Below are 25383 nucleotides of genomic sequence, written 5' to 3'. Positions count from 1 at the left end.
GCTCAATCTTGGTGTTCTTTGAAATGCAATCTTGCCACCTTCCCACCTGCACACTCGGCGGCAACGCCAAAGAGAACAATGGCGGATAAAAATAACTCGCCGTTCATCTGGATATGCGAGACCGGATTCACCAAAATATCTATTGGCAGATTGTCGATGCGGGCGCCGCAGGTTGACATGACTGCCGCCGCCTACACTATTTTCTCAATTTTTGACTCTTTGCTCTCCATCGCAAACGACCGGATCCTGGCCCTTGCACCATACTCTTGCTGCAATTGCCTGATCCTTATTTCTTCAAGCAATTGCCTGTTGACCGCTATGAGCTCGGAAATGATGCCGCTCATCGCAAGAATGCCGGCAAGCGCGAGCAAGGCGCTGGACAGAACGAGTGACTGGATGTTGCCACTGCCTTCGCCCAACAAATAGTGGACAAGGAACCGGACAACCCCGACCAACCCCGGCGCGGCGACGATTGCCGCACATGTCGAGAAGAAGCGCAGCGGGCTATAGACGACAAAAATCCTCACGACCGTTATCAACGAGCGCCGAACATAGCTTGGTATGCTCTTGACCAGCCGCGAGGGTCGAAGATCGCCGTTGACACGGATCGGCACCGAGGTGATCGGGATGTTCCTGCGTCCCGCCTGGATGATCGTTTCCAGCGTATAGGTATAGCGATTGAAGACATTGAGCTGTATCGCCGCGTCGCGATGAATGGCCCGGAAACCGCTCGGGGCGTCAGGGACCGTCGTGCCACTGGCAAGCTTGACGACGAAGCTGCCAAGCTTCTGCAGAAATTTCTTGACCGGTGAAAAATGCTCTATCTCGCTGATCGGCCTTGCGCCGATGACGATCTGAGCCTTTTTCTCCAGTATGGGCCGGACGAGATCGGGAATGCAGGAGGCATCGTACTGGTTGTCCGCATCGGTGTTGACGACGACGTCCGCGCCCAGTTTCAGCGCGGTTTCGATGCCGGTCATGAACGCTTTGGCAAGCCCCTGATTGTGGGGCAGCGAGACCACGTGATCGACGCCGTTTTCCCGGGCAACCTCGACTGTTCGGTCGGTGGAGCCATCATCGACTACGAGCCATTCCACCGTGCTGAAACCCGCGACCTGACGCGGCAGATCGGCCAGCGTAACGGCGAGCGTCCCCTCCTCATTCAGGCATGGGATTTGAATAATAAGCTTTGACAATCCACCCTCTTCTTTCCGCAAGGCTGATCGGCTGCCGTGTTCCATATGGACCTAAAGAACTTTGCTTCCGCGCGCTACCTGCTTCGGCAAAATAAGCTGTTTTTGTGGCTGCCAACAACGGCGCGAGGAGGCTCCGGGCGGCGCCGAGTTCATGGCGTTCAGGCGAATTCGCTCAGGGAAGCGGATATCTGATGGAGAGGACAAGAGCAGGGCTGCCCATGCCCAATTCAATTTCGCTCTCAACGAAACTTTGCGGCGACGACCCGTTGAAACCTTGCGGCGACCCTTTTCAGTAACCGCCTGCCATTCAACAGCGCTCGCAGGGGACTGGTTATCCGCCAGCTTGTTGAGTCCTTGAACTCTTGAACAGCGCGCTGACCTTGCTCTATTTTTGCCTGGAGCGCGGCCGTCTGCGCTCGCGCTCGTGCGATCTCTTTGTCGCGCTCGGTCCGCAGTGCGCTCGCGGTTGCGTTGGCAGCCGATATTTCTCCCTGCAACCCCCGGAATTCTTCTGCTTTCTCGGCACGCTCGCTCTCAAGCGCTGCAATCTCGCTTTCGTGCTGTTGCCGCTGTTCTTCAAGGCTCTGTGCAAACCGCGCTTCCGCCTGTTCGCCCTTAGCTGTCAGTGCCTCGATCTCGCTGTTGCGCTGCTCGACCTGTCGCCGCCAGTCCTCAAGGCTCAGCGCAAACCGCGCTTCCGCCTGCCTTATCGCATTGGCTGTATTCCCACGCTGGGCGACTGCTTGTCCAAGATGGGCGAAAATGGTTCGTACAGCTTCCTGGCCATGATCTTGTTCGCCGCTGGTGAAAAGCGCCTCGACCGCTTTCGGGTAGCTGTTGCCCATCGCTAGAACGCCCAGGCCATGCCCATGAAGGAACTCGAAATGCGGCCGGCCGGCCGAGACCTCGCTCCAAAGGCGAAAGACTCCGAAATCGCGCTCACGTACATTCGTGTCGTGAAAGAGTACAATTGCATTCTTCGTCAACTTCGGTCGCCACGTCTCGAAGTCATGGCGAACGGCATCATAGGTGTGCATACCGTCAATATGCAGCAGGTCGATGCTCTCATCCTCGAAATGGCCAACTGCCTCGTCGAAAGTCGACCGTACTAGACGCGAAAAGGCCGAATACTTTGCATCGTGATAGGTGGCAAGGCCGGCATAGACGCCCTCATCGTAAAAACCCGCGTGCTCATCACCCTTCCAAGTGTCGATCGCGTAGCAACTGCAGGAGAGACCCAGCAGTTCAATGGCTTGGCAGGCGGCACAATAGGAAACTCCAGTGTGCGTGCCAAGCTCGACAAACCGGTGCGGCCGCAGCGAATCGATCAGCCAGAACATGAAAGGAACATGTTCGATCCATGCGGACGGAGCTTCCAGATCAGGGGATCGGAACGCCGTCGAAGTAAAAGGAACCATCGCCGTCCCTCAGGTCCAGGCAAACGCGGGGTTCACGAAAGCCAAGGACGTCATCAAGGGTGCCGAGTAAGAGATCGCACCACCGCTTCCGTCGATTGCCGCCAGTCCGGCGCGTTCCAGCCGAAGGCGGAGGCGAATTTCGCGCTCGATAGCCGGGAATTGGCCGGACGGCGTGCCTTGGTCGGATAGTCCATCGTAGCAATGTCCCTCACCCGCGCCCAGGGACCACCAAACGCCAGGCTTGTGTCCAGGATATGGCGGGCAAAGCCGCTCCAGTTGGCCTCGCCGGTGCCGGCCAGATGATAGACACCGAAAGCGGCAAAGCTCTTGTTGCCATGCAGCTGTGCCGCGGCATGCAGGACAGCGTCGGCGATATCCAGCGCTGATGTGGGGTTTCCCCATTGATCGGCCACCACTGCAATCTCGTCGCGGTCGGCCGCAAGCCGAAGCATGGTTTTGACGAAATTCTTGCCGAACGGACTGTAGACCCAGGCGGTGCGGAGGATCAGGTGGCGCGGATTGGCTGATGCCACCGCCTGTTCACCGGCGAGCTTGGAGGCGCCGTATACGCTGGCCGGCGCGGTTGCATCGGTTTCGACATAGTCACCGGAAGCGCTGCCGTCGAAGACATAGTCGGTCGAAAGGTGGATTACGGGAACGCCAAGCCGGCCCGCGGCCTCCGCCACCTTGCCGGCGCCGACGGCATTCACCCTGAATGCCAGATCGGGCTCATCCTCGGCCTGATCCACGGCCGTGTAGGCGGCAGCCGACACGACGATGTCAGGCTTGGCCGCAGCAATGGCTTCGATCACGGTGTCGGGGTTTGCCAGGTCGAGCTGCGGACGGCCAATGGCGATGACGTCCACGCCGGCAAGCTGGCCGGCTTCCAGAAGGCTCGAAACAACCTGGCCTTCGCGTCCGGTGACGACGAGCCTCACGCGGCCCCCTTGCGGGCTTCGCCCAGTCTTTCGCCGGCATAGTTCTGCTCGCGGATCGGCCCCCACCACCATTTGTTGTCGAGGTACCAGTCCACGGTTCTGGCCAGGCCGCTGTCGAAATTCTCGTTGGGCGCCCAGCCGAGGTCCCGGCTTATCTTCGATGCGTCGATGGCATAGCGGCGGTCATGGCCGGGGCGGTCGGTGACGAAGGAAATCAGGTCGCGGTAGCTCTTGCCTCCGGCCCGGGGGCGCCTGCTGTCGAGCAGGTCGCAGATCGTCTCGACGACGCTGAGGTTTGTCCGCTCCGAATTGCCGCCGACATTGTAGCTCTCGCCCGGCGTGCCTTTGGTTGCAACCAGCTCCAGCGCGCGCGCATGGTCCTCGACGAACAGCCAGTCGCGCACATTGGCGCCGGCGCCATAGACCGGCAGCGGCTTTTCGTCGAGCGCGTTGAGGATGACGAGCGGGATCAGTTTTTCGGGAAAATGATAGGGGCCGTAATTGTTCGAACAGTTGGAGAGCACGACCGGCAGGCCGTAGGTCTCGTGCCAGGCGCGGACCAGATGGTCCGAGGCCGCCTTCGAAGCCGAATAGGGCGAGGACGGCGCGTAGGGCGTCTCCTCGACGAACATGCCGCCATCGAAAGGCAGGTCGCCGAACACTTCATCGGTCGACACGTGATGGAAGCGGAACCGGCCTTTCCTGTCGTCGGCAAGGCCGCGCCAGTATTCGAGCGCCGCATTGAGGATGCGGTAGGTGCCGACGATGTTGGTCTCGATGAAGGCGCCAGGCCCATCGATCGAGCGGTCGACATGGCTCTCGGCGGCAAGGTTCATGACGATGTCGATATCGTCACGGCGCATTATGTCGAGCACCGCTTTCTCGTCGCATATATCGGCCTGTGCGAAGCGATAATTGTGCGCGTTCTCGATTTGCCGCAGCGAGGCCAGGTTGCCGGCATAGGTGAGCTTGTCGAGATTGGTCACCCTGTAGGCCGGATTGGCGCACAGATGCCGACACACCGCCGAACCGATGAAGCCAGCCCCGCCTGTCACCAGAAAATTCATGCCGCCATCCTTCATGCCCATCAGGCAAACACTTCGGCCTCGGCGAGCACCGGCGCCTTGAGGTCCTTGTCCGAAAGCTGGTATCCGCCAGCCACCGAAGGCCATTCGATGCCGATGACGGCATCGTCGAAGCGGACAGACCGATCGTGCTCGGGCGAATAGGTGTCGGTAACCTTATAGAGAACCTCGGTGTCGGGCACGAGCGTCACAAAGCCATGGGCGAAACCCTTGGGCACCAGGATCTGATTGCCCTTTTCGGCGGTAATTTCGAGCGCAACCCATTTTCCGAAAGTCGGCGAGCTGCGGCGAATGTCGACCGCGACGTCCAGCAGCGCGCCCCTGATGACGCGCAGCAGCTTGTCCTGGGCCCGCGGCTCGAGCTGGTAGTGAAGCCCTCGCAACACGCCTGCCGTCGCGGAATAGGAGTGGTTGTCCTGCACGAAAACCAAGTCGATGCCTGCCTGCGAAAACCGCTCGGCATTGTAGGTTTCCATGAAGAAGCCGCGTGCATCGCCATGTCGCTTGGGGACGATTTCCAGCACGCCATCGATGCCGAGGGACCTGATCTCCAAAGCTTAGCCCTCCAACAGATCGGCGACGCGCCGCCGCAGATAGGCGGCATATTCATTTTTGCCCAACCGGGTTGCGCGTTGCAGCACTTGCTCTGCCGTCAGCCAGCCCTGCTCGAAGGCGATCTCCTCAGGGCAAGCAACCTTGATGCCCTGCCGATGTTCGATCGTGCGCACGAAAGAAGAGGCTTCGTGCAAACTGTCATGCGTGCCGGTGTCGAGCCAGGCATAGCCACGCCCCAAACGGTGCACGTGCAGCTTGCCGCGCTCGAGATAGACATTGTTGACCGCCGTGATCTCGAGCTCGCCACGCGCCGAGGGGAGGATCGTCGGGGCGATGTCGACCACGTCATTGTCGTAGAAATAGAGACCGGTGACAGCCCAGTTCGACTTCGGCTTCTGCGGCTTTTCCTCAATCGTCAGCGCGGTTCCGGTCGCCTTGTCGAAGGACACGACACCATAGCGCTCGGGATCCTCTACATGGTAGGCGAACACCGAAGCACCCGCCTCGCGCGCAGCGGCGGCGCGGCAAAGCTGCGACAGGCCGTCACCGAAATAGATGTTGTCGCCAAGAATCATCGCGACGCTGTCTTTGCCGATGAAATCCCGGCCGATAATGAAAGCTTCCGCAAGACCATTGGGCTGCGGCTGCTCGGCGTAGGAGAACGCCAGCCCGAACTCCGATCCGTCGCCGAGTAAATCACGAAAAGCCGGCAGATCGCGCGGTGTCGAAACAATCAGAATCTCACGGATTCCCGCGAGCATCAGTACGCTCAGCGGATAATAAATCATCGGCTTGTCGTATATCGGAAGGATTTGCTTAGAGACTGCTAATGTCAGTGGATAAAGACGCGTTCCACTGCCTCCAGCAAGGATAATTCCTTTCAAGAAGCTCTCCTTGACATGCCGAAGCCCCCCGGCCCTGATCGACCGTGCTTAGGTTTCATTCAATGGCTTGTCAATGCGGCACGCGACACAGCAGAGGCCTGTTCCGCACGCCAGGACATGACCTCAGCCACCTTACCCAAAATACGCCTGGTACCACTCGACGAACCGCCCTACCCCGTCTGACACGGACGTGCCGGGGCGGTAGCCAACAGCCTCCTGCAGCGCGGAAGTGTCGGCGAAGGTGTCCGGCACGTCGCCGGCCTGCAGCGGCAAGAGCTCGATGACGGCCTTGCGGCCAAGCGCGCTTTCCAGCGCCTCGACATAGGCGGTCAGCCTCACCGGATTGTTGTTGCCGATGTTGAAGATACGCCAGGGCGCGCTGCTCGTTGCCGGATCCGGATGGCCGGAATCCCAGGCGGGATTGCTGGCTGCAGGGCTGTCGCTGGTCCGGATCACGCCTTCGGCGATGTCGTCGATATAGGTGAAGTCGCGCGTGTGGTTACCATTGTTGAACAGCTTGATCGGCTCGCCGGCCAGGATGCTCCTGGTGAACAGGAACAGCGCCATGTCGGGGCGCCCCCAAGGCCCGTACACGGTGAAGAACCGCAGCCCGCTCGTCGGCAATCCGAACAGATGGCTGTAACTGTGCGCCATCAGTTCGTTGGCGCGCTTGGTCGCGGCGTAGAACTGCAGCGGATGATCGGCCGGGCGGTGCTCGGAAAACGGCATGTCGGTGTTGGCGCCGTAAACGCTCGAGGTGCTGGCATAGGTCAGGTGCGCAATGCCGGCATTGCGGCAGGCCTCCAGCATGTTGGTGAAAGCAACGATGTTGCTTTCGACATAGGCGCGCGGGTTTTCCAGGCTGTATCGCACTCCCGCCTGGGCGGCGAGATGGATCACCCGGTCGAAGCCATGATCGGCAAGGCAGCCGTCCACGATTTCTCTGTCGGCAAGATTGCCATGGATGAAATGATAGCCGGCATTGGTGCCTTGGCTGGCTTCGGCCAGCAGCCGCAGCCGCGCCTGCTTGATCCGCGGATCATAATAGTCGTTGACGCTGTCGATGCCGACAACCTCGTCGCCACGCTCCAGGAGCCGCCTGGCGACATGATAGCCTATGAAGCCGGCGGCGCCGGTGACCAGAACCTTCATCGGAAGCGCCCATCCTCGGGAATGGATCCCTGACGTCTATGGCACGCCAATCTTCCTACAGGCCTCAGGAGCGCTTCAGCAGCGACCAGACGGCCGGCACAAGGCTTGCCGCCAGCGCGACCTTGATCAGATCGCCAACGATGAACGGCACGACGCCGAACTGCCAGGATTTTTCCGGGCCGATCAGCAGCGCCAGCCAGGCAAAGCCCATCGCCATCATCACCACTTCGGCAACCAGCATAGCGTTGAAAAGCTTGATCGGGTGGCGATCCCAGCCGCGATCCGCGGCCCAGCCGACAATCGCCGCCATGACGACAAAGCCCGCGAGATAGCCACCCGTCGGACCAACCATGTAGGCAAGGCCAATGCCCTTCTCCGGTGTGCCCTGGAAGACCGGGAAGCCCATCGCGCCCTCCGCCATATAGAGCAGCAGCGTGGCGACGCCGAGGCGCAGGCCGAAGGCGGCGGCGATCAGCAAGACGGCCAGCGTCTGCATCGAGATGTCGACCGGCCCCAGCACAACCTTGGTCTTGGCCGACAGGGTCAGCAGTAGCGTTCCGGCGATCGCCAGGAAAAGCTGTGTTGCCAGCCGCGCCGCGCCTTCCTGCGGCAAAGCCAGAGAAACAAGCGGGCGCATCGTGGTTGCAGTTGCCATGGTCTTCCCCAATCCGGTCCAGCGCGATCCGATAATCGCGATCCTGCGTTTTCCTATATTGGCTTGCGTGCTATGCGGCAATCGGTTTTGCCGTTCCGGGAACAATGTGCCGACATGGCTCTCAAATTCGATACCAGCTTCGATCCGCACTACGGCCAGGGCGTGAACGTCGGCCCGGACGTGCAGCGCGTCACGGTCCGGAACCCCAGCCCCTTCACCTTTCATGGCACCAACAGCTATGTCGTCGGGCGCGACACGCTGGCGGTAATCGATCCCGGGCCAGATGACGAGGCGCATCTTCAGACCTTGCTCGGCGTGATCGCCGGCAGGCCGGTCAGCCATATCTTCGTCAGCCACACGCATCGCGACCATTCCCCGCTGGCGGCCCGACTGAAGGAGCGCACCGGCGCCTTGGTGATGGCGGAAGGGCCGCACCGGCCGGCGAGGCCACTGCATATCGGCGAGACCAATGCGCTAGACGCCAGCGCCGACACCGCTTTCATTCCCGACATCGCACTGCCGGACGGCGCGTTGGTGGCCGGCGACGGGTGGGCGATCCGTACGGTTCTGACCCCCGGCCACACCGCCAATCACGCGGTGTTCGCGCTGGAAGAAACCGGCATCCTGTTTTCGGCCGATCATGTCATGGCGTGGGCGACATCGATTGTCGCGCCGCCGGACGGGGCCATGGCCGACTACATGGCATCGCTGGACCGCCTGATCGAGCGCGACGACCGCCTGCTGCTGCCTGGGCACGGCGGGCCGGTCGCCAAGCCGCGCGCTTTCATGCGGGGATTGAAGACGCATCGCAAAATGCGCGAGCGGGCCATATTGGAGCGGGTCAGAGCCGGGGACCGGACGGTTCCCGACATGGTCAAGGCGATCTACAGGGATACAGATCCCCGGTTGCATGGCGCCGCAGGATTGTCGGTGCTTGCCCATCTCGAGGACCTGGTGGCGCGCGGCGTGGTGTCGACGGATGCCGCCCCCGCCATCGACGGTATTTTCACGCCGGCTGGCTAATCCAAGACCTCGCCACGACCTTGCAATTGCCCTGCCTCAGAACCGGCTGGCGCGCTCTTCCGGTTGAGGCGACTTCAAACCATGGCAAGAGCATTCCGGATTGACCGGAAGTCGTGCCGCGGTCTCCAGCGCGACCCGCGAGGCTGTCATGGAGAGGCTCGGCAACACGTCCTCCTGCAGCAATTTCTGGCGATTGCGGTCCATATAGTCGTTGAAACCTGCCGTCACGAACGCAAGAGGCACGAAACACGCACCAATCTCGCGCGACAAGGTTGCCTCAGGCGCGATCGAATGGTTGAGCACGTCCGCCCCCATGCTTCGAAACGCCAAGGCTTCGGCCGGGGTGGTCAGCCGCGGACCGTAACAGTGGCCAGCCACCAACTGCTGCTCGATGCCATGAACGCGGCATTCGGCCGGCCAATGACGGCGGGCTGTTTCGACCAGAACCGCCGCACATCTTGGACATACGATCTGCTTGCCCGAGCAGTCGAAGCTCTGCCGGCCGGGAAGCAGTGAGAACGGGGTCTGCGTCAGTTCGATGATATCGGCATTCACCACCATGTCGCCGGGCTGGATCGCCTTGTTGACGGCGCCGATGGTCGAGCAGGACAGCACTTGCCTTACACCCGCTTGCATCAAGACCCAGAACGCGCGGCGATGACAGGAATGGTCGATATGGTCGCGGGGATTGCCGTGCGAATACATGCACAAGGCACGTTTTGCTTCACCTTCGACGGTGATCGACGCATCGAACTCGAGCAGCTTCCAATTGTCGGTGCGGCCGAAAGGCGTTTCAAAACTCATGTCGCGCCGCAAGGTGCGCACACCCTCGAATTCAACATCTTCCGGGAAGGCAAGCCCCCAGTTTGCCGAGCCGGTGATGATGGCCAACCCCACCTGAGGGATTTCCGTTGATTGATCCGCGGCAGCACCGGCTGCTTGACGATCTGCAGGCATGTTTCCAGTCTCTGTCAGGATTTTTGGCGAAGGCTCACGATCAGGACGGCGACCAGGACGATGACGGTCCACAAGGTCGAGATTGCCGCAATGGTCGGATCGATCTGGTCGCGCAGCGACAGGAACATGAGCTTCGGCAGCGTGCTGTTTTGACCGCTGGCGACGAAGATCGAAATGACGGACTCGTCGAGTGACGTCAGGAAGGCCATCAACGTTGCCGACAACAGACTGATCTGAAGTTGCGGGACGATTATCCCGCCAATAGCTCTCGCCCAGTTTGCGCCGAGGCTGCGCGCCGCCTGAACCTGGTTCCAGTCAAAGCGGGCCAGAGCGGGCAACAACACAATGCAGGCGACTGGAATGGCCAGCACCACATGCCCGACCAGCACGCCGAACAGCGTTCCGACCAGACGTTGCGCCGCCAGCACAAAGAAGAGACCGATCGCAAGCAGGATGCCCGGCACGATGGACGGGGTGAGCAGAGCGCCCTGAATGGCCAAGGCGGTCCTTCCTCCGAGCCGGTTGATCGAGATGCAGGCCAGCAGCGCCAGGGGCACTGCGACCATCGCCGTCAATGTCCCAAGGATCAGGCTCGTCCTGAGCCCGGCCATCCATGTCGCCGAACCGAAGAAATTCCCGTACCAGCGCAACGAGTATGCGCGCGGCGGAAATTCGAGAAGATCGGACGCTGAAAAGGAGAGCGGCACTACCACCAGCGTCGGCAGCATCAAGAACGCCAATACGAGCGCGCAAAAGCTCCATAGGAGAATGCGGGCCAGCCTGTTGTCTGGATAGGCTTCAAGCATGGGCCGTACCGAATTTGTTGCGCGCCATCAGTCGGCGCGCCACCAGGAACATCATGCCGATCAGCGCCATAAGAACGAGGAGCAGAATGCCCAGGACGCTCGCCGACCCCCAGTCCTGAAAGGTCGACAGCGTGCGCTCGATGCGGATGGAGAGAGGATTTACCTTGCCGCCGCCCAGCACCGCCGGCGTGATGAAGAAGCCTATGGTGTAGATGAAGACGATCAATGAGCCCGAGAAGATGCCGCCGGTCGAAAGGGGCAGGATGACGGTGCGGATCGTTTGCGCAAGTGTGGCTCCCATGCTCGCCGAGGCGCGAACAAGGTTGGCGTCGATATCGCGCATCGCGGCATAAACGGGAAGCAGAAAGAGCGGCAGCATGTAGTGAACCATGCCGATCAGCGTTCCGGTGAAATTGTAGACCAGCGGCAATGGCTCCGCTGTCAGGCCCGAACCTGTCAAGGCCGTGTTGATCAGGCCTTCGCGCCGCAACAGCACGAGCCAGCCATAGGTGCGCACCAGAATGGAGGTCCACAACGGCAGCATGACGAAGGCCATCAGCAAATTGGCCACCCTTGGCCTGACGCTGGCGAGGGCGAGCGCCAGCGGGGTGCCTAGAAGAATGCAGAACGCCAGCGTTCCAAAGGACAGCTCAACGGTTGTCACGAGTGCCGCCCATGTCAACCCGCTCGACAGCACCTTCTCGTAATTGCCGACGGTATAGTCGCCGCCCGTGGTCAGGAAGGATTGCCGGATGATCCATAGGATAGGCAGTATCGCCGCCAGTCCGACGATGAAAAGCGCAGGCAGTGAAAGCGAGAGGAAGAACCGCCGCTCGCGTCGAGCGTCTGCCGCCAGCGCAGGATCGGCAAGGACGGTCACGCTACCGCTCCCGGTATCGGGTGAACTTTCGCTGCTGGCGCATAGGCGGTCACCCGCTGACCGGTGGCGAGTTCGGCGCAGCCGCCGGCAAGTGCGGACGGTATGCAGACCAGGATCTCCTGGCCGCCATCAAGCGCCAGAGTCAAAAGCCAGTTCTCGCCGCGAAACGCCTTGGCACGCAGCGTTCCCTCAAGCGCCACCCCGTCTCGTCCGACGATTTTCGCATCAAGATGGAAGCTTTCCGCGCGGATCATCAGGGTCTCGTGCGACGCATCGGCGCCGTCGATTCTGCGTGCTGCTCCTGGGCCCACAATGTTGGCCTCGCCCATGAACTCCGCGACGAAGCGGGTCGATGGACGATCATAAATCTGCTGTGGCGTATCGATCTGCTGAATGCGGCCGGAGTTCATCACCGCAACCCGGTCTGACATGATCAGTGCTTCGCGCTGGTCGTGCGTCACATAGATCGTGGTGATCCCCAGATCATCGTGCAGACGCCGGATTTCGTACTGCATGGTTTCGCGCAGATTCTTGTCGAGCGCCGACAGCGGCTCGTCCATCAGCATCACGCGTGGCTCAAAGACGATCGCCCGCGCCAACGCCACCCGCTGGCGCTGGCCGCCGGACAATGCGGCAATGTCGCGCTCCGCCAGACCGTCCAGCTTGACGCGGGCCAAGGCGTCAAGCGCTCGCCGACGCGCCTCCGCTTTCGGTGTCTTGCGCAGTGCCAACGGATACTCGACGTTCGCCAGGACGTTCATGTGTGGAAACAGGGCATAGTTCTGAAAGACTATGCCGATGTCCCGCTTGTTGGGGGCCAGGCGAGTGATGTCGCGATCCCCCAACAAGAGTTTACCGCGATCGGGTCGGACAAAACCGGCCAAAGCCATGAGCAGCGTGGTCTTGCCCGACCCGGATGGCCCCAGCAATGTGAGGAATTCGCCAGCCCGAATGTCGAGTGAGACATCATCCAGCGCGACGTAAGACCCATAGGCCTTGCGCACGCTGTCGATGGTGATCGGGAGCGACTTCATCATGTGCTGCAACCCTAGAGTTGACGAATTCGAGGCTCAGCGGTTCATCATTTCATCGAAGGCTTTTTGGGCGGCCTCGCCGTTCTTGACCCACCAATCCGCGTTCGAGAACACCGAAGTTCCGGCATTTTCAGGAGCCGTCGCCAAGGTCTTCAGACGATCTTTGGGGATAAGACCGCCCTCATAGCCCGCAGGATTGACCGGACCATAGGCTATGAAGTCGGTCAGCTTCGCCACCCGTGCGGGCTGCGTCATCGCAGCGATCAGCTTCATGGCCGCTTCCTTGTTGGGCGCTCCCTTCGGCACCCCAAGGCAGTCCGTGCCGATTACGGAACCTTTGAATGTATAGTCGACCGCGCCACCATCCGCCTTCACCGTCTGGGCTCGCCCATTCCAGGTCACGACCAGATCCGCCTCGCCGTCTTTCAGCAATTGCGCTGACTGGGCTCCCGAAGTCCACCAGACCGAGACATTCGGTTTGATCGCCTCAAGCCGCTTGATGGCGCGCGCCAGGCCCTCTGGCGTGCTGAGCGTGGGATAGACGTCCGCCGGCGCCACGCCATCGGAGAGCAGCGCGATCTCGATCAAGTCTTGCGCGTTGGCGCGCAGGGCGCGACGGCCCGGGAATTTGGCGACGTCCCAGAACTCAGCCCAGGTCTTCGGTGGATTCTGGCCATAGGTCTTGGTGCTCCACGACATGACGGTGCCATAGGAGTCGAACGGATAGCAGTAGTCGGACTTTGCGCCGTCCGGCACGGACTTTGGATCGATGATCTTGTAGTCGAGCGGCTCCAGCAGAGACTGTGCGGCCGCCTGCGCGCCTTCCGGTGAGCCCAGGTGAATGATGTCTGTCGAGACCGCACCCGAGGTGACCTGCATCTTCAGGGCAGCCAGGCCGTCGCTCTGCGTCTCCTCGCGGACGTCGTAGCCAAGCTCCTTTGCAGCGGGGCCCCACATAGCCGTTTTCACGGCGTTGCCATAATCGCCGCCCGCGGTCGTGATGGTTACCGTCTGAGCACAGACGGGCAAGGCAGCGGTGACTGCGATTGCGGCCAAGGAAATGCGTAGCCAGGACATAGGTTCTCCTCCTAGGATTCATCGAAATGTCGCTCAAAAGAGCTGTTTTCTTTTAATCGTAACGTTACGATTGCATCCAAAGGCGCCAGAGTCAAGGCGCTTTAGCAAGAGCTTGGATTGACCGTGAGGTGGAATCCGGTAACGTTGCGACGGTCAGCAAAATCAGCCGGCGCATTCGCAAATGAAGTCAGGCGACAATGGCCAATCTAAAACAGCTCGCGGCGGAACTTTCCCTTTCGGTGACCACGGTGTCGCGCGCTCTCAAGGACGGGCCGGAAGTGCATCCCTCGACCATGGCGCGCGTCAAGGAGGTGGCAAGGCGGGTCGGCTATGTCCCAAATCATCACGGTCGCGCGCTCAAAACCGGACGAACCCTGACGCTGACGGCAGTGCTGCCGATGGAAACGCGCGACTACCTCTCCGACCTGGCGAAGCTTCCCTTGATCGAGGGCATGACGCTGGCGACGAGGAGAGCGGGTTATAGTCTATCCATCTATTCCACCACGCCCGACGACGATCCCGTCGAAAGCGTGCAGCGTCTGCTTCAGGCGCGCAGCGCGGACGGCCTGATCATCACGCGCATGGTCTCGGACGATCCGCGCGTCAAGCTACTGCTGGATGAACGCATCCCGTTCGTGGCGTTTGGAAGAACCGACCTGGACATCGCGTATCCCTACGTCGATATCGACAATGAACAGATTGCCTACGAGGCCACCCGACGGCTCATGGACAAGGGCTGTCAACGCATTGCGCTGCAGCTTCTCGTTCCGGAGGATCAGGCGAGTGTCATGCGTCTTGCAGGCTATGCAAGGGCGATGGCCGAGGCCGGTATTCCGCTCGACCCATCGCTGATCGGTCATGGCACGCTCACGATGGAATCGAGCGCTGCATGGTTCGATCACCTGCTGGCGTCGTCAGATCCGCCGACCGGCCTGGCATGCGCCAACGAACTGGGCCTGCTGGGAGCATTGCACGCTCTCGGCAGGCGCGGTCTTGAGCCTGGCCGCGACGTCCACATCGTTACCCGAGACAACACGCGTCTTGCGCGCTTCCTGCCGGCGAAGATCGGCGTTCATTCGGTAGACATGGCAGACGTCGGGCACAAACTTATCGAAGTCCTCGAGAGCCGGATCGCCAATCCGCTTGGTCCGGTCGCGACGATCTTGCTGCAAGGCAGGTTCGAGCCGGCCGAATAGTCCGTTCGCAGACTGAAGCCACATTTGTGCGGCACGGCGCAAATCCGCCTGGCCCAAGATGTTCTGGACTTCACTCGGCAGGCGCCGCCCCGACCTGGCCGGCGACTTCCTGATCCAGTTCCGCCAGGAAATCGGTGATGCGCGAGGCATTGTCGCCGAGGTCGTAGCGGCCGTAACGCGAAGCCGACCGCATATCGACGATCACGCTATCGCCATTGTCCGTCACGCGGATCGCCACATCGGCCGGAAGTCCGAGCACGAAGCCCTTGGCGACAGCGGTAATGGTCACGTCGCTTTGCCCGGCAAGGTCGGGATAGGGTTCGGAAAGATCCCAGCTGCGCCGGTCGAGCACGGTTTCGACGGCATTGACGATGGTCTCGAATGGCAGGTCGTAGCTGCGCGCGGTGACCAGCGGATAGCTGTCGGCCTGCAGCCTCTGTTCGCCCGGCGTCGATGGGGACAGCACATTCATGTCCTTGGTCCGCTCGCTGACGTCGAGCGCGGGCGGCTCATCGAAATCGGTCGAAATGTCCCTGAGCGGCGGGTAGATCGTCGCCCAGTAGGCGGCAACGCCATAGGGAACCAGCACCAGCATTGCCAGCAAGGCGCCGACGGTCAGGTCGCGGCCGCCGCGATCGCCGAATTTCCATAGTCTCGAAAAGGCGAAGGCGGCGAACAGCAGCGCCAGCGCCGCCAGCAACGCGACGATGCCGAGCACCCACAGGAACACCGGCGTTTCGACGAGATCGAAGCGGTGGCCGACGAAGTCGGTCAGCAAAAGCACCGCTGAAAACGCGGCCGTGCGGCGCGACCAGCCGGCAGCCTTCGACGTTCGCCGTTCGGGAATGCTAACCATGGTTCTCTGCGTTGCCCCAGCCCGGACGGAGGTTTAGTGCCTTTTCGCGGCGGCTTGAAGCCGAAACACGCAACATCCCCTCAATCCGTCGGCAGGCGGTAGTCCCTGAACTGCTGGCGCAAGGTGATCTTCTGGATCTTGCCGGTCGCGGTATGCGGTATTTCGCCGACGAAAGCGACATCGTCGGGCATCCACCACTTGGCCACCTTGCCGTCCATGAAGCCGAGAATATCCGCCTTGGTCGGCTCCTTGCCCGGCTTGGCGACGACGACCAGCAAGGGCCGCTCGCCCCATTTCGAATGATGGACGCCGATGGCCGCGGCTTCCGCGACGTCCGGGTGGCCGACGGCCAGGTTCTCGAGCTCGATGGTCGAAATCCATTCGCCGCCGGACTTGATGACGTCCTTGGCGCGATCGGTGATCTGCATGTAGCCGCCGGCGTCGATGTGAGCGACGTCGCCAGTGTCGAACCACCCGTCCTCGTCGAACTGCTCGGAGCCAACACCGCCATAGTAGGCGCGGGCAACGGCCGGTCCGCGCACTTTCAAACGGCCAAATGTCTTTCCATCCCAGGGCTGCGCGTTGCCGTCGTCGTCGGTCACCTTCATTTCGACGCCGAAGGGCGGGTAGCCCTGTTTCTGCTGCACATCGAGCCGGGCTTCACCCTGGAGACCGGCATAGTCCGGCTTCAAGGTACACAATGTGCCGAGCGGCGACATTTCGGTCATGCCCCAGGCGTGGATGACCTGGACGTCGTAGTTCTCCTGAAACTTGGTCATGATCGCGCGTGGACAGGCAGAACCGCCGATGACGACCTTGTTCAGATAGGGAAGCTTCTTGCCGGTCTCCTCCAGATATTGCAGCAGCATCATCCAGACGGTCGGCACGGCGGCGCTGAAGGTCACCTTCTCGGTGTCGAGCAATTCATAGATCGAGGCGCCGTCCATCTTGCAGCCGGGCATGACCAGCTTGGCGCCGATCATCGGCCCGCTCTGGCCAAGGCCCCAGGCATTGGCGTGGAACATCGGCACAACCGGCAGGATCGTGTCGCGCGACGACAGGCCCATCGCGTCGGGCATGGCGGCGATCATGGCGTGCAGCACGTTCGAGCGGTGGCTGTAGACGACGCCCTTGGGATCGCCTGTGGTGCCTGATGTATAGCACATGCCGGCTGCGGTGCCTTCGTCGAAAGTCTTCCAGGCGAAGTCGCCATCGACCTCGTCAAGCCAGTCCTCATAGGCGACGGCATTGGGCAAGGTCGTCTGCGGCATGTGCGCCTTGTCGGTCAGCACGATCACCTTCTTCAGCGATTTGACGGCACCGGCGATCTTCTCCAGCAGCGGTATGAAGGTGAGGTCGACGAAGACGGCCTTGTCCTCGGCATGGTTCATGATCCAGACGATCTGCTCGGGAAACAGGCGCGGATTGAGCGTGTGATAGATCGCGCCGACCCCCATGATGCCGTACCAGGCCTCGAGGTGGCGCGCCGTGTTCCAGGCCAGTGTGGCGATGCGGTCGCCCAACCCGTAACCGTCCCGCTCCAGCCGCTGGGCGACCTTGAGAGAACGACGATGGAGGTCGGCATAGGTGGTGCGCACGATCGGCCCCTCGATTGAGCGCGACACGATCTCGCGCACTCCATGCTGCCGTTCGGCGTTGTCGATAAGCTTGTGGCACAGCAGCGGCCATTCCTGCATCAGCCCCAGCATCCGGTTTCCTCCCTCGCGCATTTTGCGTCGTAGCTTTGGCGCATTGTGAAGCGAACCGGCGGATTGTCCAGTCACCCGCTCGCGCGGGACACGAATTTCGGGACCCGTGCCGCAACGGCAAGCAGTTGAATTTTGACATGTTTTGGATTTTGGACTGCTGGGCATTCGTGCCACCGCGATGGCAGGAGGGTCAAAAACATGTCAGCCGCGACGGTGTCCTATCCCACGAAATGACCGGGAAATCCGCCACAATCCGGCCATCGTCGGCGTTAAGCTTCGTTAACGGGTAAAGGGGGCGATTGGCGACTGAAAGAGGTTCGCATGGACACGCAGCTCGACGAAAAAGCCCTTGAGAGCACACTTGCCGAAAGCCTGGCCGATCTGGTGCCGGACGAAAAGACTGTTTCCGAAGACGAATTTGTTGAAGTTGTCGGCGGCGCGCTTGAAGCGGTCGGCGGCACGCTGCTGTTCAAGATGTGCGTCCAGAACGAAGGGGAAGGCCAGCACGTCGCGGCCGCATCCGTCGGCGCTGGAGGCAATCGCCAGTTCCTGCTGCTCACCTTGCCGACCGGCGGCGGCTCGCTGAAAGTCGAGACCGTTTCCAGAAGCAGCAACCCGGTTGCGGGCATCGCGGCCGCCTATGCCGGACTGATGGACGCATTCAAGACCGCCGCCTGAGCCTCGGCTGACGCTCGAAAGCCCTGTCGTGCCACGCCTCGGCGATTGGCGCGCCTGTTTTCGTGATCCGAACCCACCTTGCGCAACAGCTGTGCCCGCCACACTTTAAGGGGCCACGCAAGGAGAACCAGCATGGACAAGATCGCCAATCCGGCCCCCGGCTTCCAGCGCAACCCCGACAAGATCATCACCATCGAGCCCTATATCGGCACCGTCACGGTGCGCGCCGGCGATACGGTCATCGCGTCGTCCACCAAGGCCAAGGTGCTGACCGAAGCGCCCTATCCCGCCGTCTTCTACATTCCGTTCGCCGACATCGATTTCGACAGGCTGAGCGGCACCGAACACTCGACCCATTGCCCCTACAAGGGCGATGCCAGCTATTGGAGCGTGCTGCCTGCCGGCGAAACCGGTCAGAATGCGATGTGGGCTTACGAGCGGCCTTTCGACGAAATGACCGAAATCCGCGACCACGGTGCGTTCTACGCCAGCAAGGTCACGATCGAAGCCAAGCCGGGTTGAGCAAGAGTCAGCTCCAGCACGTGCTGCGGGATCAGTCCGTGGTACCGTGATTGCCCGTGCCGTCGGCGTCGTCGAGGCGCACGAAGGTCACGCCTTTGGCCTTCAGCGCCAGCAGACCCTGCACCACGCCCTCGCCGGCGGCGTGGGTCGGCTGGTTGATGTGTGAGATGATGACGTCGCCGTCCTTGGCCGCGGCGATGCGCCTGGCGGTTTCCTTGGCGCCGAGTAGCGAACCGCCATCGCCATTGATCGAGAAGCCGGCAATCTTGAAGCCGAGCTTGCGGATCATCGCGATCGCCGAGGGGCTATATTCGGCGGTTGCACCGCGGAACCATTTGGGCGCCGGCTCACCGGTCCTGGCAAGCGCCGCGGCCCCTGACTCGACTTCGGCCAGCACGGCATCCGGGCTTCCGGCGCTCTTTATGCCATAGATTTTTTGCGGCGAGTCGACCGCCGGAATGTGGTGGCCGCCGTGATTTTCCAGTTCGAAAAGGTCAGGATGCGCCCGCATGATCTCGACGGCCGCCGCATTGCGCTTCAGCCAGATTCCGGTGACGAAAATGGTGGCGGGGATCTTGTTTTCCACCAGCACCGAGAGAATGCGCGTGTCGGTCTGTCCGTCGCAGGCGTCGAGCGTGAGCGCAACGCGGCCCGCTCCGCTCGCCGCGGGCTTGATGTGCAGCGTGGGCTCGACCAGCGTCGCGGCATGGGCGGTGCATACAGCCACCAACGACATGGCGATCGTGCAGAGATGTCTTTGCAGCAGACGCATCAACCGAATTCCTGATTGGCGATTTCAAGCCGGCATCCAAAGACCCGCATGAAGGCGGAAATCGGACGATGGATAGCAGAAAAATGCATGGCGCGGCAATTTGACCGCACTGGTGCAAGCGCCATTCGGTAGCCTGATGATCAGTCGTCCTTCAGACAGCACGCTCCCGCTTCATCTCGGTGCGATTGCGCAATGCCTTGATCTCCCTATCCGCGCTCCGCTTTCGCCACCTGTACCGCGGCCTGCGCGGCCGCCAGCCTGGCGATCGGCACGCGATAGGGTGAGCACGACACATAGTCGAGCCCGACCTCCTCGCAGAAGCGGATCGATGCCGGGTCGCCGCCATGTTCGCCGCAGATGCCGAGCTTGATGTCGGGGCGTGTCGCCCTGCCCTTCTGCGCGGCCATGCGCACCAGTTCGCCGACGCCATCGATGTCGAGCGAGACGAACGGATCCTGCTCGATGATGCCTTTCTGGCGGTAGGTCTCCAGGAACGAGGCCGCATCGTCGCGAGAGATGCCGAACGTGGTCTGCGTGAGGTCGTTGGTGCCGAAGGAGAAGAACTCGGCTGTAGCGGCAATGACATGGGCGCGGATCGCCGCGCGCGGCAGCTCAATCATGGTGCCGGTCAGGTAATCGATCTTGACGCCGCTCTCATCCATGACGCTCTTGGCGACCGCATCGATGCGCGCCTTGACGTAGTCGAGTTCCTTCACCAGGCCGACCAGCGGCACCATGATCTCGGGCACAACCAGCGCGCCGGCCTTCTGGCCGGCCTCGACTGCAGCCTCGAAAATGGCGCGTGCCTGCATCTCGGCGATCTCGGGATAGGAGACGGCCAGCCTGCAGCCGCGATGGCCAAGCATCGGATTGAATTCGTGCAAGGCCTCGGTGCGCTGCCTGAGCTTGTCGGGCGACACATTCATGATGGCCGCGACCTCGGCGATTTCGGCCTCGGTCTTGGGCAGGAATTCGTGCAGCGGCGGATCGAGCAGGCGGATCGTCACCGGCAGGCCGGCCATGATCTCGAACAGTTCCAGGAAATCCGAGCGCTGCATGGGCAGAAGCTTGGCAAGGGCGGCACGCCGGTCCTTCTCGGTGTCGGCCAGGATCATCTCGCGCATGGCGACGATGCGGGCACCGTCGAAGAACATGTGCTCGGTGCGGCAAAGTCCGATGCCCTCGGCGCCGAAGGAACGCGCCATGCGGGCATCGAGCGGCGTTTCGGCGTTGGTGCGCACCTTCATGCGCCGCACCGCGTCGGCCCATTCCATGATCGCGGCGAAATCGCCCGACAGTTCGGGCTGCAGCATCGCCACGGCGCCCTTCAACACCTGGCCGTTGCCGCCGTCGATGGTGATGATGTCGCCCTTGCGGAAGGTCTGTCCCATCGAGAGCAGCGTGCCGCCCTTGTAGTCGACGCGCAGGGACCCGGCGCCCGAGACGCAAGGCTTGCCCATGCCGCGCGCGACGACGGCGGCGTGGCTTGTCATGCCGCCGCGCGTGGTCAGGATGCCCTCGGCCGCATGCATGCCGTGGATATCCTCGGGGCTGGTCTCGATGCGCACCAGGATCGCCTTGCGGCCCTGTGCCTTCAGGTCCTCCGCATCGCCGGAGGAAAAGACGATCTCGCCGGTGGCAGCGCCCGGCGATGCCGGCAGGCCGACGCCGATGACGTCGCGCGCGGCCTTCGGGTCGATGGTCGGGTGCAGCAATTGGTCGAGCGAGGCCGGGTCGATGCGGGCGACGGCTTCCTCCTTCGTGATCAGGCCGTCCCTTGCCATTTCGACGGCAATCTTCAGTGCCGCCTTGGCGGTGCGCTTGCCCGAGCGGGTCTGCAACATCCACAACTTGCCGCGCTCGATGGTGAATTCGAGGTCCTGCATGTCGCGATAGTGCTTTTCCAGGCTGTCGGAGATGGTGACGAAGGACTGGAAGGCATCCGGCATCAGCTTCTGCAGCGACGGCTTGTCGGAGCCGGCGGCGATGCGGGCGGCCTCGGTGATGTTCTGCGGCGTGCGGATGCCGGCGACGACATCCTCACCCTGTGCGTTCACCAGGAATTCGCCATAGAGCTGCTTTTCGCCGGTCGATGGGTTGCGGGTGAAGGCGACGCCGGTGGCCGAAGTCTCGCCCATATTGCCGAACACCATGGCCTGGACGTTGACCGCCGTGCCCCAGCTTTCGGGGATGTCGTGCAGGCGCCGGTAGGTGATGGCGCGGTTGTTCATCCAGCTCGAGAACACCGCGCCGATGGCGCCCCAGAGCTGCTCCTGCGGATCCTGCGGGAACGGCCTGCCGAGCTCTTCCTCGACCTTGGCCTTGTAGAGCGCGATCACGCCTTGCCATTCGATGGCCGTCAGCTCGGTGTCGAGCTCATGGCCGAGGCTTGCCTTCTGGTCTTCGAGGATTTCCTCGAACACCTCGTGATCGAGGCCCATGACGACATCGGAATACATCTGGATGAAGCGGCGGTAGCTGTCATAGGCAAAGCGCGCATCGCCGGAATCGGTGGCCAGCGCCTCGACCGTTTCGTCGTTGAGGCCAAGATTGAGCACAGTGTCCATCATGCCCGGCATCGAGGCGCGAGCCCCGGAGCGCACCGACACCAGCAGCAGCTTCGACGGATCGCCGAACCGGCGCCCGGTCAGCCGGCCGATGTGATCGAGCGCGACCGCGACGTCGCCTTCCAGCCCCGCCGGATAGGCGCGCCCATTGGCATAGTAGGCATTGCAGACCTCGGTGGTGATGGTGAAGCCTGGCGGCACCGGCAGGCCCAGGCTGCACATCTCGGCCAGGTTGGCGCCCTTGCCGCCCAGCAGATTCTTGTCGCCGGCACGGCCTTCCGCCGCACCATCGCCAAAGGTGAAAACCCATTTGGTCATGCTTTGCTCTCCGGTTGCAGGAGATTGGAAAGATTGGCGAAACGGAAGGTTCCACCCTGGTCCGACTTTGGACCGATATGATGCTGCAGTGCGAAAGGCAAGCGCCGGCGGAGCCGTCCCGCCGCTACAATCGATTAAGAAAAAGCCTCGCTTGGGCATGCGTCAAAAAGACTTGCCACCTCACGACTTGATGACTAGAACATAAAGAGAACAAAGGTGCTCCATGCAACTGACCGGAAAACTCGACTATCTGGAAATGCCGGCGACCGGCGGCACGCTGGACCGGTTGAAGGCTTTCTACAGTGCCGCCTTTGCCTGGTCGTTCACCGATTACGGGCCAACCTATTCGGCCTTTGCCGAGGGCCTGGATGGCGGTTTTCAGGCCGATGCCGCGGAAGCACCAGCCAAGCCGCTGCCCGTGCTCTATAGCGACGACCTCGAGGAAACCCTCGGCGCCGTCGAAAGTGCAGGCGGCACGATCATCAAGCCGATCTTCCCGTTTCCCGGCGGCCGGCGCTTCCACTTCGTCGATCCGGCCGGAAATGAGCTGGCTGTCTGGGGGCAATAGCCCACCCGAATGGGATCCGGCTGCCTTGTGGATTGCTCGATCGGGGCGTTCCTGCCCTCGCATAAGCATTGTGCTTTTCGGCTGCTCTGCTAATAACGCGCCGCACAAGCGACTCTGACGGCTATTGGGGCGTCGCCAAGTGGTAAGGCATCGGTTTTTGGTACCGACATTCCCAGGTTCGAATCCTGGCGCCCCAGCCAAGCGCACAAGGTCCGTTCTGGACAGATGAGGGCCGGCAAATCGGGGCCGCCATGTTGCACATGGCCTGAACAGTATCGCCTTGAACATCTCCCCCTTTCCATACAAGGTCATCGAAGGGGTGGCGGTCCAACGTGGAATTTCAATGAACCTTCCTATCTTCGCCATCAACCTCGATCGCCAAACCGGTCGCTGGAGCGAATTGTGCGCCAGCGCCGAGGCGGCCGGGCTCACCTTGCAGCGCGTTGCCGCCATCGACGGCCGGGCGCTCGCCAAGGAGGACTGGACGGAGATCGATCTTCCAACGGCGCGCAAGCTGAGCGGGCGCGACATCCTGCCCGGCGAATATGCCTGTTATCGCAGCCATATCCAAGCGCTGGAAACGTTCCTGGCCGGCGGCGGCGCCCATGGCCTGATTGTCGAGGACGACGTCTTCTTCGGCGAAAACACCATACGGCGCATCGAGGCCATCATTGCCGCGGTGCCGGATTTCGACGTCATAAAGCTGACCAACCATCGCATGAGCTTCTTCATGCGTGCCGTGGCGACGACGCAAGGCGACGAGATTGGTCGAGCGCTGCATGGCCCACAAGGCTCGGCCGCCGCCTATCTGGTGACACGGGAGGGGGCACAGGGGCTGTTGTCGGCGCTCGCGGTGATGAAAATGCCGTGGGACGTCGCACTCGAACGATTTTGGGATACCGGCCTGAAAGTCTATTCGGCTCGCCAAAACGTGCTTGGCTTTGCCAGGAGCAGCGCGATTTCCGACATAGCCGGCCCTTCGGGCAGCTATAAATCCGCAAGGCTTCGCGGGCCGAGTCGGCTAAGTGCCGGGGCATTGCGAGCCATCGACGAGCTGCGCCGCCTGCACCACGTGCTGCTGCGGCCGCCCTTGCCGCGGGAAACCGTGGACTACGCCAGGGAGGACACGCCGCGCAACACCCTGCTTCTGTTGCTTGCGGCACTCGCCATTCTGGCTTTGGTCTCGGCGGTCTGGCGCGAAGGCCACACCTATCGCTATGCGGGCCTGGCCCTGGCCTTGGTCGCGCTCATCCGCTGGTTCAGGGTGGATTTGTGGACCTACAGCAAGCCACTGATCGGTTGGGTCGGCGGTCTGTGCATGGGTTGGTCGCTCTATGCCTTCATCCGACTGGCGATCGTCTATTTAGGCACCCACCAGTTGGGCAGCGCCGAAGGCATCTATCTGTTTCCGCTGTTTTATGCGACGACCGGCTTCGCCCTCCTGCTGTTTGTCAGGCGGCCGGCGCGGCTCGTCCTCTGGTTCATGATCCTCAGCCTTGTCTTCCTGGCGGCTGACACCGGCTATTCGGACATGCTTCACGGCACCAGACCGGAGCCGTGGCTTTTCAACAATCCCATCCATGCGTCGGTGTCGGCTGGTTTCATCTTCTTGTGCACGCTGCAGTTCATGGCTTACACGGCCCAAAGAACCGACCTGGACAAAGTGACCAGGAGCCTGCACTGGGCGCTATCGACAGCCGTCCTTGTGTTTGCTCTCGTCAACATCATTGCGCTGCGATCAAAGGGGGTCTGGCTCGCGTTGGCGCTCGCCCTGCTCGTGTTGGCAGTCATGACGCTGACGAGAGGCCATCGCCGCGAGCTGATGGTCGGGGGCGGTGTGCTGGCAATCGTGGCAGCCGGCGTTGTCGCCGCACACGACATCTTCTGGTCCACGGCCGGCGACACCATGATCTTCGTCAGGGGGCTGGTTTCGGATGTTTTGAGCCATGGCGTCTTGCCGGCCTTCGACCGCGCCATCGCAAGCAGTACGGTCCCGCTCGCGGCCAGGGAAAGGCTCATGCTGTGGTACGACGCGATCGAGGTCTGGAAACGCCACCCGATCTTCGGAGCCAGTTCCAGCTGGCTCACCGAATGGCAGAACAGAACCTATCATCCGATGATCTTTAACGTCTTCCACAACGGTTATCTGGAGATAGCCGTGCGCTATGGCGTGGTCGGGCTGGCCTTCTTTGCCTTTCTCTACATCTGGTCGGCCAGGCAGGTCCTGCTGGCCGCGCGGGCCAGGCTCATCGCGCCGGTCGCCTGGCCCTGCTATATCTCGACGCTGGTCTTCTTTGCCCTCACCATCCTCAGCAATTCGAACAACCGGCTGGCGATGGGCGAGGCCTTCATGTGGTTTGCTGCCGCATTCGGCTTCTATTGTTTCTATCTGCGCCAGCAGAACAACCTTATCGCGCCGAGAACCTATTTCTAGGCGGCCGGCATGCCGCGTGTGCGGCGGTTCCAGATTGTCGTTGGAGCAGGATGAGATTTTTTTGTCGCCAGACGAATCCTGCCAGCGGCGATCCGGCAGCCCG

General features: G+C 61.7%; 24 protein-coding genes and 1 tRNA gene. 7 read left to right on the top strand and 18 right to left on the bottom strand.

The features are described from left to right. Window positions 1-2 precede the first annotated feature (2 nt). From CK226_RS34750 to CK226_RS06185, 9 genes are all read right to left on the bottom strand, one after another. Window positions 3-179, bottom strand: a complete 177-nt coding sequence (locus tag CK226_RS34750; RefSeq protein WP_179295762.1) for a hypothetical protein — start codon at window positions 177-179, stop codon at window positions 3-5. A 12-nt stretch (window positions 180-191) separates the two neighbouring features. Next, the gene (locus CK226_RS06220) at window positions 192-1196 is read right to left on the bottom strand and encodes a glycosyltransferase family 2 protein (RefSeq protein ID WP_348628937.1); all 1005 of its coding nucleotides are present in this window, start codon (window positions 1194-1196) and stop codon (window positions 192-194) included. Between the two features lie 239 nt (window positions 1197-1435). Further along, a complete protein-coding gene (locus tag CK226_RS06215; protein WP_245318020.1) occupies window positions 1436-2536 on the bottom strand; it encodes a class I SAM-dependent methyltransferase in 1101 nt (366 codons plus the stop codon). Between the two features lie 131 nt (window positions 2537-2667). Next, the gene (gene rfbD, locus CK226_RS06210) at window positions 2668-3552 is read right to left on the bottom strand and encodes a dTDP-4-dehydrorhamnose reductase (protein ID WP_095791332.1); all 885 of its coding nucleotides are present in this window, start codon (window positions 3550-3552) and stop codon (window positions 2668-2670) included. Beyond that, a complete protein-coding gene (rfbB, locus tag CK226_RS06205; RefSeq protein WP_095770953.1) occupies window positions 3549-4619 on the bottom strand; it encodes a dTDP-glucose 4,6-dehydratase in 1071 nt (356 codons plus the stop codon). The genes rfbD and rfbB overlap by 4 nt, the downstream gene beginning before the upstream one ends. 20 nt (window positions 4620-4639) lie before the next feature. After that, window positions 4640-5191 carry a dTDP-4-dehydrorhamnose 3,5-epimerase gene (gene rfbC, locus CK226_RS06200; RefSeq protein WP_095770851.1) on the bottom strand — a complete coding sequence of 184 codons (552 nt, stop codon included), beginning with the start codon at window positions 5189-5191 and terminating at the stop codon, window positions 4640-4642. A gap of 3 nt (window positions 5192-5194) precedes the next feature. Continuing rightward, window positions 5195-6076: a glucose-1-phosphate thymidylyltransferase RfbA gene (rfbA, locus tag CK226_RS06195; RefSeq protein ID WP_095791331.1), complete on the bottom strand. Its 882-nt coding sequence runs from the start codon at window positions 6074-6076 to the stop codon at window positions 5195-5197. Between the two features lie 132 nt (window positions 6077-6208). Further along, a complete protein-coding gene (locus CK226_RS06190) occupies window positions 6209-7228 on the bottom strand; it encodes an NAD-dependent epimerase (RefSeq protein ID WP_095791330.1) in 1020 nt (339 codons plus the stop codon). Window positions 7229-7292: 64 nt separating this feature from the next. Further along, window positions 7293-7883: a biotin transporter BioY gene (locus CK226_RS06185; protein WP_027046626.1), complete on the bottom strand. Its 591-nt coding sequence runs from the start codon at window positions 7881-7883 to the stop codon at window positions 7293-7295. A 114-nt stretch (window positions 7884-7997) separates the two neighbouring features. On the opposite strand from CK226_RS06185, the gene CK226_RS06180 reads away from it, so the two are divergent. After that, the gene (locus CK226_RS06180) at window positions 7998-8906 is read left to right on the top strand and encodes an MBL fold metallo-hydrolase (protein WP_095786586.1); all 909 of its coding nucleotides are present in this window, start codon (window positions 7998-8000) and stop codon (window positions 8904-8906) included. A gap of 36 nt (window positions 8907-8942) precedes the next feature. On the opposite strand, the gene CK226_RS06175 is transcribed toward CK226_RS06180, so the two are convergent. From CK226_RS06175 to CK226_RS06155, 5 genes are all read right to left on the bottom strand, one after another. Next, a complete protein-coding gene (locus CK226_RS06175) occupies window positions 8943-9935 on the bottom strand; it encodes a 5'-methylthioadenosine phosphorylase (protein WP_245437670.1) in 993 nt (330 codons plus the stop codon). Then, window positions 9878-10591 (bottom strand): ABC transporter permease, encoded by a 714-nt coding sequence (locus tag CK226_RS06170; RefSeq protein ID WP_245437669.1) that lies wholly within the window; start codon window positions 10589-10591, stop codon window positions 9878-9880. Before CK226_RS06170 ends, CK226_RS06175 begins: the two co-directional genes overlap by 58 nt. A 70-nt stretch (window positions 10592-10661) precedes the next feature. Next, window positions 10662-11549 carry an ABC transporter permease gene (locus CK226_RS06165; RefSeq protein WP_095791327.1) on the bottom strand — a complete coding sequence of 296 codons (888 nt, stop codon included), beginning with the start codon at window positions 11547-11549 and terminating at the stop codon, window positions 10662-10664. After that, the gene (locus CK226_RS06160) at window positions 11546-12583 is read right to left on the bottom strand and encodes an ABC transporter ATP-binding protein (protein ID WP_095771417.1); all 1038 of its coding nucleotides are present in this window, start codon (window positions 12581-12583) and stop codon (window positions 11546-11548) included. Before CK226_RS06160 ends, CK226_RS06165 begins: the two co-directional genes overlap by 4 nt. Window positions 12584-12619: 36 nt before the next feature. Continuing rightward, entirely contained in the window at window positions 12620-13660 is a 1041-nt protein-coding gene (locus CK226_RS06155; RefSeq protein ID WP_095770956.1) for an ABC transporter substrate-binding protein, read from the bottom strand. 239 nt (window positions 13661-13899) lie between these two features. Here CK226_RS06155 and CK226_RS06150 point away from each other — a divergent pair, with 239 nt between their 5' ends. Then, on the top strand, window positions 13900-14856 hold the full coding sequence (locus CK226_RS06150; protein WP_245437668.1) for a LacI family DNA-binding transcriptional regulator: 957 nt from the start codon (window positions 13900-13902) through the stop codon (window positions 14854-14856). Window positions 14857-14926: 70 nt separating this feature from the next. On the opposite strand, the gene CK226_RS06145 is transcribed toward CK226_RS06150, so the two are convergent. Both CK226_RS06145 and CK226_RS06140 read right to left on the bottom strand, forming a co-directional pair. Further along, window positions 14927-15712: a DUF1499 domain-containing protein gene (locus CK226_RS06145; RefSeq protein ID WP_095786592.1), complete on the bottom strand. Its 786-nt coding sequence runs from the start codon at window positions 15710-15712 to the stop codon at window positions 14927-14929. Window positions 15713-15792: 80 nt separating this feature from the next. Further along, the gene (locus CK226_RS06140; protein ID WP_095791326.1) at window positions 15793-17421 is read right to left on the bottom strand and encodes a fatty-acid--CoA ligase; all 1629 of its coding nucleotides are present in this window, start codon (window positions 17419-17421) and stop codon (window positions 15793-15795) included. A 321-nt stretch (window positions 17422-17742) separates the two neighbouring features. Here CK226_RS06140 and CK226_RS06135 point away from each other — a divergent pair, with 321 nt between their 5' ends. Together CK226_RS06135 and CK226_RS06130 are read left to right on the top strand one after the other, a co-directional pair. Next, window positions 17743-18099, top strand: coding sequence for a hypothetical protein (locus CK226_RS06135; RefSeq protein WP_095770960.1), 357 nt, complete (start codon window positions 17743-17745; stop codon window positions 18097-18099). Window positions 18100-18231: 132 nt separating this feature from the next. After that, a complete protein-coding gene (locus tag CK226_RS06130; RefSeq protein ID WP_095770961.1) occupies window positions 18232-18621 on the top strand; it encodes a DUF427 domain-containing protein in 390 nt (129 codons plus the stop codon). Window positions 18622-18652: 31 nt separating this feature from the next. Here CK226_RS06130 and CK226_RS06125 read toward each other — a convergent pair whose 3' ends face one another. Both CK226_RS06125 and ppdK read right to left on the bottom strand, forming a co-directional pair. Next, window positions 18653-19393, bottom strand: coding sequence for a polysaccharide deacetylase family protein (locus CK226_RS06125; RefSeq protein ID WP_095791325.1), 741 nt, complete (start codon window positions 19391-19393; stop codon window positions 18653-18655). A 206-nt stretch (window positions 19394-19599) separates the two neighbouring features. Further along, complete coding sequence (ppdK, locus tag CK226_RS06120) at window positions 19600-22278, bottom strand: pyruvate, phosphate dikinase (RefSeq protein WP_095791324.1); 2679 nt, start codon at window positions 22276-22278, stop codon at window positions 19600-19602. 223 nt (window positions 22279-22501) lie between these two features. Between ppdK and CK226_RS06115 the strand changes: the two genes are divergently transcribed. From CK226_RS06115 to CK226_RS06105, 3 genes are all read left to right on the top strand, one after another. Further along, on the top strand, window positions 22502-22846 hold the full coding sequence (locus CK226_RS06115) for a VOC family protein (RefSeq protein WP_095770963.1): 345 nt from the start codon (window positions 22502-22504) through the stop codon (window positions 22844-22846). A 125-nt stretch (window positions 22847-22971) separates the two neighbouring features. Next, window positions 22972-23046, top strand: a tRNA-Gln gene (locus CK226_RS06110). A gap of 143 nt (window positions 23047-23189) precedes the next feature. Beyond that, window positions 23190-25280 (top strand): O-antigen ligase family protein, encoded by a 2091-nt coding sequence (locus tag CK226_RS06105; RefSeq protein WP_095791323.1) that lies wholly within the window; start codon window positions 23190-23192, stop codon window positions 25278-25280. Window positions 25281-25383 lie beyond the last annotated feature (103 nt).

Origin of the sequence: Mesorhizobium sp. WSM4311 (genome assembly GCF_002295115.1) — a bacterium.
In the GTDB taxonomy this organism is placed as follows: Bacteria; Pseudomonadota; Alphaproteobacteria; order Rhizobiales; family Rhizobiaceae; genus Mesorhizobium.
The sequence above is the reverse complement of the archived record's forward strand: the minus strand, read 5'-3'. Positions and strand labels throughout refer to the sequence as shown.